4 protein-coding genes are annotated in these 12564 nt (G+C 49.2%); 3 read left to right on the forward strand and 1 reads right to left on the reverse strand.

Going from position 1 to position 12564, the window contains the following annotated elements:
* On the forward strand, positions 1-916 hold a 916-nt coding region (locus tag GK108_RS27755), incomplete at its 5' end, for a DUF4062 domain-containing protein (protein ID WP_163954856.1).
* A 58-nt stretch (positions 917-974) separates the two neighbouring features.
* Positions 975-1832, forward strand: coding sequence for an Rpn family recombination-promoting nuclease/putative transposase (locus GK108_RS27760; protein ID WP_163954857.1), 858 nt, complete (start codon positions 975-977; stop codon positions 1830-1832).
* 171 nt (positions 1833-2003) lie between these two features.
* Here GK108_RS27760 and GK108_RS27765 read toward each other — a convergent pair whose 3' ends face one another.
* Entirely contained in the window at positions 2004-8768 is a 6765-nt protein-coding gene (locus GK108_RS27765; RefSeq protein ID WP_163954858.1) for a beta strand repeat-containing protein, read from the reverse strand.
* An 803-nt stretch (positions 8769-9571) separates the two neighbouring features.
* On the opposite strand from GK108_RS27765, the gene GK108_RS27770 reads away from it, so the two are divergent.
* Positions 9572-12544, forward strand: a complete 2973-nt coding sequence (locus GK108_RS27770) for a DEAD/DEAH box helicase (protein ID WP_163954859.1) — start codon at positions 9572-9574, stop codon at positions 12542-12544.
* Positions 12545-12564 lie beyond the last annotated feature (20 nt).

The following is a 12564-nucleotide window of genomic DNA, read 5'->3' on the forward strand; positions in this document are numbered from 1 at the left end:
ACGTCAAGCTTGTGTCGAGACAATTCTTCAAGCAGGCCACATACCAGCAGGGATGGAACTGTTTGCTGCGGGAAGCGAGACCCAGCTTGAAACAATTAAAAGGTGGATTGATAGCTCTGATGTCTATATGCTTCTGTTAGGCGGGAGATATGGATCTTTAGATCCAAAAACTAAGCTGGCATATACCGAAGTTGAATATAGATATGCTCTCGAAAAGAAAAAGCCTGTTTTCGCAGTAGTTATGTCAGATGCTTTTCTGGATGCGAAAATAGCTCGAATTGGCAGGGCAGTTTTTGAGCAAGATAACGTCGATAAGTATAGGAAATTTAAAAAGTTAGTGCAGTCAAAAATTGTCAAATTCTTTGATAGTTTAGACGGTATCAAATTGGCTATTTTTCAGTCAATGATTGAAATTGATAGCCGCTATAACTTAGAAGGCTGGGTTAGAGGGAATGAAGTGATTGATATAAAGCCACTAATTAGCCAAATATCTGCTCTTACCCAAGAAAAAGATGAATTAAAGAAGGAGATTGCCAGTCTACGCAAAAACGGAGTTAAGCAATCGAAATCAAAGCGTACTTTGAAACAGTTTGAATTACAGGGTACTGTTCATACTGTTGAGCATTGGCGAGATATGCTCACTAAAGTGTTAGGAATCTTTGGTGAACAAAAACGATTTAAAGACCCAGACATACTGTTGAACCTAAACAACAACCGAGCGACATTTTTTACGTTTGATGAATCAAAGGTTAGCCGACCTCACAAAATTCCATTAACAAAACTATATCTCGGAACCCATCAAAGCCCTGATAGTTTTCAACGATTAACACGTCTAATTGTCGAAGCTGTTGGCTTGCCAGCAAGCGCTTTCAGAATAATTGGAGAACTTCCTAATAGTAAGGTAGATTCAGAATGAAGCTATATCTCGTAGATACCAGCGAGAGTGTTTCCAGGGTTTACCGTACTTTCGCATTATGGAAACCGGCGTTTACATTCCTATTATTTCTGATTATGGGTTTAAAGCTACCTTCGGCAACGAAACCGACAGTTTATTCCTTCGTACAGCGTTACAGGCGCTGATCAAGTCGGACACGCCTATTCGGGAAGTGCATTTCGATAAGAATGCCTTTGAAGCGCTGACCATTGACAGTCGGAGTGGCATTTTTGACTTAGCCTGCACGGATGAAAATGGAAGTCAATTCATCGTCGAAATGCAGTTGGGCTTAGCTCCGCATTTTGTGCAACGGATGAAGTTCTATGCTCTACATAAGTTTAACACAGTAGTTGAACGTGGTGAGTTTGACTATGCTAATCTACCCAAAATCTATACCATCGCTATTTTAGCTAAGAGCATTTTACCAACTACTCATTTCCATACGATTGCCAATCTACGGAGCGAAGCAGGTGAAATCATTGATACTCAAATGACGTTTATTACGGTAGAATTGGCTAAATTTAACAAACAAGTAGCTGATATAAAGTCCGATTTAGAAAAACTGGTTTATACCATGAAGACGCTTCATACAACTGATCCAACTCAGTATCCTGCTTTCTGGAACGAGGAATGGTTGAAACGGGCTATTGACGAGTTGGATACACGGAAGATGACACCTGAGGAGCGAGCCTATTTTGCTCGTGTAACAGCGGCTAATGCAGAAGCAGTAAAAGCAGAAAAGCAAAAAATCCGAGAAGCGGTAGAGCAAAAAGAAATAGAAACAGTCACAAGAGCACTAAAACGTGGCAAACTCACCATTGAAGAAATAGCTGAAGATAGTGGTGTCAGCGTTGATTTTGTTCTTAACATTCAGCGTGGGATTACAACAAACCAGTAGGTAAAAGTCCATAGGCAGGCAGACGCCACCAAAGCCAGACAACTCCACTTTTCTTTGTGAATTGTAACGTTCTTTCTACGTTTCGCTCTTCGCACAATCAAGCATACCGCACAAAAAACCCCGGCGAAATGCTATCGCCGGGGTTTCTATTCGACATATTCTCTCTATATGTTATCGTTTAGGCCCTCTGGTTTGTTGAATCACAAACGGTATACATTTTGGCGGAGGGCAATTACAGTAAGCAGGTTCCAGAATCACCGTTACGTCTGCGTAGCACGTACCATTTGAGCTGTAGAGTCGAATGGTATAGGGTTGGCTTGATCCAGGATTTGGCAGGTTCGTAAAGCTAACGGCGCCCGCTACTACGGTGAGGTTGGTAGGAGCCCCATAAGCAGGTCCGTTGCCATAGCTGCTTCCTAAGACTATATCCGCTCGTTCCGCATTCACCAAACCCGTCAGATCGATACGGGCATCGTTATTGGCAGACGCTCCTGTACACGTAGCCGTGATCGCCTGCGGTGCAGCCGTAATCGTTGGTACTTCATTGACTGTAACGACGGTCGACGTTGTCGATAGGCACCCGGATGGCGACGTACAGTTCACGGAGTACGTTGTTGATAAGGTTGGCGTTACAACGATAGAAGCGGTTGATTCGCCCGTTGACCAGGCAATAGTCCCACCCTGGCAACCACCAACCGTTAGCGTCGCTGATTGTCCTGAACAAACAGTTGCCGAATTAATGGTCAGAGCGAGCGGTTCAGCAACGGTAATGGTTGTACTCGCTACGTCAGAGCATCCATCTACACTCGTAACGGTTACGGAATACACACCACTGTCGACCACCTCGATGGCTGGTGTCGATTGGCCCGTCGACCAGGCATACGTAGCACCACCTCCAGCGGTCAGGGTCGCGCTGGTACCCTTACAAATTGTGGCACTACTCACCGAAATAGTGGCTACCGGCACCGGATTGACCGTAGCCGTGCCCGTAGCCGTCGCCGAACATCCGGCACTCGTAATACCCGTTACTGAATACGTACCGCTCGCTGTTGCTGTTGCTACGTTGGTAGTACCAATCTGAGTAAGACCTACTGAAAATACATAGCTAGCAAAACCAGTACTGGCTGTCAGCGAGGCTAATTGACCCTCGCAGACCGGTACAGAGGAAAGCGCCAGAACCGGGATTGGGTTAACTTGTACCGTCACGGCTGTAGTACTCGTACAGCCGTTGGCGTTCGTTGCCGTTACCGAGTAGGTTCCCGACGTAGCCACAAATATGGGGTTCGTTACGTCCCCCGTACTCCACACATAAGCGTCTCCACCAGTTGCAGTCAACGAAGTAACTTCTCCCTGACAAAGCGTTGTGTTTCCAGCAATGGTGACAGCGGGGGCATCCGTATCGGATTGAACCGTTGTTGTAATGGTGGCGAAACATCCATTCGACGATGTCACGGTTACCGAATACGGTCCTGCAGCACTGACACTGATCGAGGCCGTGGTTTCGCCCGTACTCCACCGATAAACCGGGTTAACGGCACTACCCACCGTAGCCGATAAGGTACCGCTGGTCTGCGCACAGGTCAGCACTACGTTATTGACCGACACGGTTGGCACCGTTCCGTCCGACTGAACAGTACTGCTAGCTGCGGCTTCACAGCCATTGGCCCCCGTTACGGTCACCGAGTAGGGTCCAGCGGCTGCTACTGTAATCGTCTGGCTAGTCTCGCCCGTACTCCACAAGTACGTTGGGTTGGTCGCATTGCCGGACTGAGCCGTTAGCGTTCCACTAGGTTGTCCACAGGTCAAGGTCAGGCTATTGACCGTTACAGTCGGTATAGCGGTATCGGACTGAACAGTTGTTGTGGCCATTGCCATACAACCATTGCCACCCGTTACGGTTACCGAATAAGCGCCCGCAGCCGTAGCGCTAATCGAGGCTGTGGTCTCGCCCGTACTCCACAAATACGTCGGATTGACGGCATCACTCACCGTAGCCGTCAAAGCGCCAACAGGCTGCCCACAGGTCAGCGTCAGGCTGTTCACGGAAACGGCGGGTACATTACCATCCGACCGAACCGTGGCTGTAGCCGATGCCACACAACCATTCGCGCCCGTCACCGTCACCGAATAGGGTCCTGGACTAGCGGCCGTAATGGCGGCAGTGGTCTCCCCTGTACTCCACAGATAGGCGGGATTGAGAGCGTTGCTAACCGTAGCGCTTAACGTACCGCTGGTCTGGGCACAAGTTAGGGTCAGACTATTAATCCCTATTGTCGGCAGAGCCGTATCAGACTGAACTATGGTAGCAACTGTAGCCGCACAGCCATTAGCTTCGGTTACGGTTACCGAATAGGCACCCGCAACGCTCACGCTAATCGATGCGGTGGTTTCGCCTGTGCTCCATCGATACGTTGGATTGACCGCATTACTCACTGTTGCTATTAAGCTACCACTCGGTTGTGCGCAGGTCAAGGTCAAACTATTGACACTCACAGCAGGTGCAAGTGTGTTGGATATGACGGTTGATGTTGCCGTCGATATACAACCGTTAGCATCCGTCACCGTCACCGAATAGGGTCCGGCAATGGCTACGTTAATCGAGGCTGTGGTTTCGCCCGTACTCCAGCGATACGTCGGGTTAACGGCATTACTCACGGTAGCAGTCAAATTACCGGCCAACTGACCACAGGTCAACGTCAGGCTATTGATCGTTACAGTTGGGACTGATGTATCGGACTGAACAAGCGTAACGGCTCCAGTCACGCAGCCATTGCCAGCCGTTACGGTTACCGAATACGGTCCCGCAACACTGACACTGATCGAGGCCGTGGTTTCGCCCGTGCTCCACCGATAAATCGGACTGGCCGTCGCACTCACCGTCGCCGTCAGCGTACCGCTGGGTTGACCACAGCTCAAGGTCAAACTATTGATCGATACCGTCGGCACTGCCGTGTTGGACTGGACCGTCGTTGATGTAGATGCCGTACAACCGTTGGCACCCGTTACCGTTACCGAGTAAAGACCCCCACTGATGACGGGGATGCTGGCCGAGGTCTCCCCCGTGCTCCACCGATAGGTCGAGCTGGCCGAGTTACTGGTCGTGGCCGTCAGCGTACCAGTCGGCTGACCACAACTCAAGGTCAAACTGTTGACTGATACCGTCGGCACAGCCGTGTTGGACTGAACGGTGGTGGTAGCGGTGGTCACACAACCATTGCCGCCGGTCACGGTCACCGAATAAGGACCCGCACTGGTTACGTTGATGGAGGCTGTCGTTGCTCCCGTGTTCCATCGGTAGGTTGGATTGGCTGTAGCGCTTACCGTGGCCGTCAGCGTACCACTGGGCTGGCCACAGGTCAGTGTCAGACTATTGACCGATACAGATGGGGCCGTAGTGTTGGACTGAACCGTGGTCGAGGTCGAAGCCGTGCAGCCATTACCACCGGTTACGGTCACCGAGTAAAGCCCCGCGCTGATGACAGGGATGCTGGCCGAGGTTTCGCCCGTGCTCCATCGATAGGTCGAGGTGGCCGAGTTGCTAGTCGTAGCTGTCAAGGTACCGCTTGCTTGCGCACAGGTTAGCGTCAGACTATTGACTGATACTGTCGGTGCTGTAGTATTGGATTGAACAGTTGTGGTAACAGCCGTGCTGCTGCAACCATTGCTGGATACAATTAATGTATACGTTCCGACAATGCTGGTCGTGAAGCTTTGCTGGGATGACGAAAAACCGCCAGGGCCCGTCCAGGCATATGTAGAACCAGTCAGGCTGGAGCTACCGGTTACGGTAGCCGGGCTATTACACGTAATAGTCGTGCTGGTCGCTGTGGCAACTGGTACAGGGGTCACTGTAACACTACCTACAGCTGTTGCCGAACAACCACTACTGTTTTGCCCGGTAACCGTATAGGACGTAGCACTAGCTGGCGTTACCGAGAAAACCCCCGTTGCATTTGTCAAAACGCTGCCTGTCGACGCAATCAGCGTATAGGATGCTAGACCGGCTGTTGCCGTTAAGGCAGCAGGCTGGCCGGTGCAAATGGTTGCCGAGGTTAGCGTAACAGTTGGCAGCGCATTGACCGTAATACTACCCGAGCCCGTTCCGATACAGCCTGCAGCGCTGACCGCCGTTACGCTGTATGTCCCTGCTGCAGAACCAACCGCCTGATTGGTCGAACCGATTCGGGTCAGCCCAGCCGGGAATGTGTAATTGGCAAAACCAGGGGTGGCCGTTAGCGTTGCTGACTGGCCTGCACAGATCGTTGCCGACGACAAGGACACTATGGGCAACGAATTAACCGTAATGGACCCCACAGCTGTACCCGAGCAACCCGCCGAATTGACCGCCGTTACCGAATACGTACCAGTTGCCGTACCAGTCGCTACGTTCGTTGATCCAACCTGCGTTAATCCGGATGAGAACGTATAACTACTGAAACCTGATGTGGCCGTTAAGCTGGCAGTTTGACCCGCACAGATCGTTGCCGAGGTTAGCGTTAACGCCAGGGGTGTGCAGGCATAGCCCACATCGAATGTAAAGTTATTTTCGCCACTCTGTCCTAACGTAAATGTGATCAACCCTGCTGCATCGGCATCGGAATCAATGGCATCGGCATTGGCGCCGGTTGCCGAATTGGGGAACGTACTGACACTAAATGCACTGACGCTGGTAGGAAAGCTCAGCGTATAACTTCCGCCAGTTGTTAAGGTCAGATTATAAACCGAACTAGACGTAGTAGTCGCCGTGGCGGTCGAGAAAAAATATTCGCCATTGGCATCGGTAGTGGCGGTAGCAATCACTGTCGAACCCGAACGTAACGTAACCTGAACGCCAGCTAATGAAGGTTCGCCCGGATCCTGTATGCCATTATTGTTGGTATCCCGCCAGACCCGGTTACCAATCTGAACAGGCGCCAGATCACAACCTATTTCAAGGTCGCCCAGGCCGTTGGCCTTACCATACGTTGCTACGTTGTTACTCTCATAAATCTGAACGCTGGTTGCCGGCGCGCCAGATCCATCTGCATTTTTAAATCGACGAATCCCGCCGGCATCAATATTATTCGTAGGGTCCATGACAGCCGACGCCACTTCGCCCCGACCAGGAAGCACAACCAGGCTGCCAGTACTCATTTCCGAGTGGTAAGGACTCGTCGTATTGGGTAACGCTATTGCGTCGGCGTAGTAGTATTCTCCCCCGCCTATTCCCTGTCCATTGTTTGCACCGGCCGTTGGCGCTCCATTACAAATGCGGGCGTTATTCTCAATTGTCCACTGATTGACGCTTGGATTACACTTGCCTGCACGCAGGATATCGCCCGGCGAAATGGCTCTGTATAAATCACCAGAACTGGTATTCGTTCCGTAGTTATTATTACCATACTGGTCACCAAACCGGTCACGAATACTCAGAATCATGGCCCCATCTACCGGATCGAATTCTATTCCCGTCAGCATAGGCTGTGGATACGCAGCACTACCAGCCCCTGATGAAGGGCGAGCATAGCGGTTTGGCACTCGGCCGGTAGCAGCCTGAACATGGGTCCAGGGAAACCAGCGATCAGCCCGTTGAACACCCGTCAAATCGTTATTGGTAGCTCCTTTCCGGTACGTCAGGGGAAAGGTCAATACAGTAGCAAACATAGCCGTTGCCGGATTGAACTCGAAGACAAACGCCTTCATACCAGTCGTATCCCTCACAACCATTCCCTCTCCCATGCTTAGCGTGGTCGATACGGCCTCGTTGGTGGTTACCCCGCCCACATAGATACGATCACGGTAGTATTTCAGGCCAAAAGGTCGCAACGCACTGCCGGTTGTTTGTGTCACATCAGGAAGCGGGTAACTTACCGGTGTACCGGCGGTAGGGTTAGCACTGGTTGGGTTATTGATAGGAATACGATATAAGCGCCGATCGCCCAGATTCACTACGTACAATTCCGTCCCATCATCTGAGATTTCAACATCCCCCAAACCGGCCTTACCAACCTGATCAAATGCTGTTACGTCGTAGTTAGCGGACGTGACTGCGCTCGGCAGCCCTCGATCCGTATTCGAGCCAACTACAGTCGTTCCTCCAATTGAGGCCGCCGAAATGGCAGAGATGGCCGTTGGCAACGTAACGAACTGACTGTGTGTATACGTCGTTCCCGACGGTTTAGAAATATAGATTGTCCCTGCCCTGGCAGCCGCTCCATCGCCCCCAAGCCCCGAGTGTCTTTTGACGAAAGCAGACGTAAAAACATATTTTGTTTGCCGCTGATAGGCAACACCATACACCGTACCGAGCTGATTATTTAGTGCTATCGCTGACTCTTGTGGCGTATTACCGGTAGTAGCACCAGTAGGGCTGGTTGCATTATAGGGCAAAGTCACTAAAACACCTTCTGGACCCGCTGTGCCGCCCCCCGTTGGATTTCCATTCACATAACAGGGAATAAAAAAGTTGGGAATCGCCTGACAATAATCCGCCGGATCATTAATACCCAGGCTGGCAGTAGTGCTGGGGGCTGTTACGAACTGGACCGATGTGCCGCTATTGGTGCCTTTGGCCCCATCGAAGGAGCCCGTCGGCAAATTGACAAACTCAACCCGATAGATAGTCCCGGATGTTATGCCTGCCGTAAATGAATACGAACCAGCGGCTGTCCCCGTCGCCGAACTGGTTGTTGTGGTTGCCACCAAACCAGCACTACTATAGAGGTTCACGGTTATGCCGCCAACCCCAATTTCGCCAGCCAGTGGGGTAGCTACAGTATAACTACGTACACCATCCCCGTTAAAATCCTTGTAAACTACTCCCGATACTTGTGCCGTAACCGCATTACCAGCAACAATGACAAGTAAGAATATACCGGCGATCCGAAAAAACAAGTATTTGGAACCCCATAGAGCACTGAGAGTTAGCCCAACATGAGCGTAAATGTTTTTTTGCATATAAGTAACATTTTGCTAGTGGATAGTCCCCCTTTCAGAATAGAAAAATGCTGTAAGCAGATCGAATGAGCACTTGCTGAAAAGACGTATCAGTAACACCGGCTGGCATGACAAATGAAATGCCAAACATAGATAGATAATATACTGAAAGAGAGTAGAAGACAGGAAATTAGTATACTATATTACACTTACTATAAATCATTTATTACACTAATCTTAACTAATATATATATATAACCTATCTATAATGAAGCCAAGAAAACCATGTAATAAACATCTGATGATCAATCATTTATATATACATATCAATGACAAAACCATGACAACAACTGGAAAAATGAGTGCATTTATAGCTCATCCAGAGAGACTATTATTTTTCTACGGTAGAATAGAAAATATTGCGTTTTGATTAAAACCGATTTCAATTCGTGCTCAAAACACGTCCAAAACTTACTTAGGCGAAAGAATTCCCTAATAATGTGCCAATTGCAAGCAACCGCCGGATATTTTATTATTTAGATTTTAGCATACAACTGCTCGTACCAGCCTCTTGGCTACCGTTTGATAATCTTACCAATGCTACATATCTCCTTTTCTTTTCTCAATCAACATATGGGGTTGGGTTTCTTGGTTCTGTTCGTATATTTGAAATCTGTAGCCATACCGAAACAAGCCTAAATTGCTCTCTTTAGCTTGTTTTTGTAATTCATTAGTTATCCCGCCGGAACTGTTTTTTTGACCAATTAGCCGTCTTTTCTGGCTAATTTTCGTAGTTACGCTGACTAATTTGTTGCCGCTGTACCATGAAAGTTTCGCCTTCCGAACCCTTCCAGATCGTTTACTCACTACTAGAGCATGAATTTCTAGGCTACCTCATCGAGGCCTTCGTTATTCAGTTGAATGGGCGAGGAGAATTAACGCTGCAAAACCAGACCTTGTCTACACAAAACGTAAGCGAGTTTGCTCAGGAACTTGACGAACGTGATTTTGAACTGGTTCGGCTCATCGATAGCATCCAACAGGACACCATTGTTAAAAAGTTTAATACGAGAAAGCTGCCTGCCGTTGATTTTTTCCTGAAAATATATGACCCACACAAAGGCGATAAGGTCGTTCAGGAAGCCATTTGTGGGTATCTGGAAACCATGAAGGGGAAGATTATGGGATTGCTTTCCGGCAAACCATTTTACGTCATGGGCAATGATGGTAATCCGGCCTGGACTCCCCTCGAATGGATGCCAGAACCCGCCCGAGTCCATTTCCATTTTGTCCGTAATCCTGATTCAACAAATTACTTCCCTATCATTCGTTATCCGATAGGTACTACGGGTGACACGGAGCGCGTGGAGTTCCAGTTTAAAGGTGCGTTGATGATTTGCGATGAACCAGCCTACATGATGGTTAACAATCGTGTTTATCATTTCAGCAGGAATGTCGATGGTAAAAAGCTACGTCCTTTCTTCTCTAAGAACCATATTGTTATTCCGAAAAACATTGAACAGCAGTACTACGAACGGTTTGTCAGCCAACTCATTGCTGCCTACGACGTATATGCCAAGGGGTTCGAAATTCGCTCGGAAACCATGGAGCCTGCCCCTGTTCTGACGGTCTCAGAAATGGTTACGTCAAGCCGTACGGTACCGGCAGGAATACTACAGGACGGAAGCGATTCGGATGATGAATCCAGCCAGCGGATCGCTTTTGACCTGTCTTTTCAATACGGCGAATTTACCTTTCGATTCGACAGCTTTGGCCCATCGGCCAACGTCAGTCTGGAAAAAAAAGGGGAAGAGTATGTCTTTCATAAAATTCGTCGGGATCAGCGGCTGGAACGGCAAAAGCTGACTTTCCTGCGTGAATCGGGCCTCGATCTCCGACATGGCCGGTTAGCCATTTCGAAATCAGAAGCCTTCGTCTGGCTGTCTGAAAACAACATCAAACTCCAGGAGGCAGGCTTTTTAATACGTCAGAACGCACAGGATGCCAAGCGCTATTTTCTGGGGTACTCCAGCATCAGCGTATCTATTGAGGAAGGGCGCGACTGGTTCGATATTTACGCCAATGTCCGGTTTGGCGAATTTGAAATCCCGTTTCTTAAACTCCGGACACTCATCCTGAACAAAAAGCATGAGTTTACACTTCCCAACGGCGAAATAGCGGTCATCCCGGAAGTGTGGTTCACCAAGTACTCCGAACTGTTTGGTTTTATCGAACATCCCGACAGTGGCGATCCGCGCGATGCGGACAGGCTGGTTCTGCAGAAGCACCATCTGGCATTGGTACAGGAGCTGGAGCGCGACAATCTGGCAACGACAGTTATGAGCCGAAAACTCGAACGCCTGCGCGACTTTGAGGAGATTGAATCGTTTGCAATTCCCAAAAATTTCAAAGGAACGCTACGTCCCTACCAGCAAGCTGGTTACGACTGGATGAATTTTCTGCGCCAGTATCGGTTTGGCGGTTGCTTGGCCGACGATATGGGTTTGGGAAAAACCGTTATGACGCTGGCCATGCTACAGGGCCAGAAAGAAGCCGGTGCTCTGGAACCGTCGCTCCTGGTTATGCCAACCTCGCTGCTCTACAACTGGGAGCTGGAAGCCAGCAAGTTTACGCCCGATCTGCGGGTTATGGTCTATACCGGTACGTATCGCGACAAAAACACGGCTCAATTTGACGGCTATGATTTAATTCTGACCTCGTACGGTATTGTTCGGATCGATATAGATTTACTGAGTGATTATCGGTTCAACTACGTCATCCTGGACGAGTCGCAGGCAATCAAGAACCCATCGTCGCACATCACCAAAGCGGTCATGCAACTCAACACGGCCCATCGGCTCATTCTGACCGGCACCCCGCTTGAGAATAGCACGATGGATCTATGGTCGCAAATGTCCTTCATCAATCCGGGTTTGCTGGGTAGCCAGTCGTTCTTCCGCAATGAATTTCTGATACCCATCGAGAAGCGACATGATGAGCTAAAAACGGCCCGGCTCTATAGTCTGATAAAGCCCTTCATGCTTCGACGGAACAAATCGCAGGTAGCAACGGACCTCCCCGAAAAAGTAGAAAGCGTTCTGTTTAGCGAAATGACTCCCGATCAGGAGAAGCAGTATGAGGAGGCTAAATCGTTCTACCGCAATCTGATTCTGGAACGTATCGAAGAAGAAGGGATGGCTAAATCGCAGATGGTGGTGTTGCAGGGCCTAACCAAGCTTCGTCAGATTGCGAACCACCCGCGCATGGTCGATGATGAGTACGAAGGCGATTCCGGAAAGCTATCGGACGTACTGCTACGTCTCGAAAGCGCTATGACGGAACACCATAAAGTACTGGTATTTAGCCAGTTTATTAAGCACTTAAACGTAGTTCGGCAATACCTCAAGGAGAAAAACATTAAATACGCTTATCTGGATGGGTCAACGCAGGACCGGCAAAGCCAGGTTGAACTATTCCAGACCGACGATTCGGTTAAACTGTTCCTGATTTCACTCAAAGCGGGCGGTCTGGGCCATAACCTGACAGCCGCCGATTACGTTTTTATTTTAGATCCGTGGTGGAACCCAGCTATCGAAGCGCAGGCCGTTGACCGGGCTCACCGAATAGGCCAGCAAAAAACGGTTTTTACGTACAAGTTCATTGCCAAGAACACCGTCGAAGAAAAAATTCTGTCGTTGCAGCGGGCCAAGCAGCAACTGGCCGGAAGTTTGATCACTACGGAAGAAAATTTCATGAAGTCGCTTACCAAAGAAGACATTCTGGTGCTTCTTGAATAAGTAGATGTTTAGACACAAAA

The sequence above is a fragment of the Spirosoma terrae genome, assembly GCF_010435915.1.
Classification (GTDB): Bacteria; Bacteroidota; Bacteroidia; order Cytophagales; family Spirosomataceae; genus Spirosoma; species Spirosoma terrae.

Excerpts from the sequence above, each read along its gene's own strand:
- GK108_RS27760 (WP_163954857.1), top strand. The coding sequence starts at position 975 with ATGGAAACCGGCGTTTACATTCCTATTATTTCTGATTATGGGTTTAAA.
- GK108_RS27765 (WP_163954858.1), bottom strand. The coding sequence starts at position 8,768 with ATGCAAAAAAACATTTACGCTCATGTTGGGCTAACTCTCAGTGCTCTA.
- GK108_RS27770 (WP_163954859.1), top strand. The coding sequence starts at position 9,572 with ATGAAAGTTTCGCCTTCCGAACCCTTCCAGATCGTTTACTCACTACTA.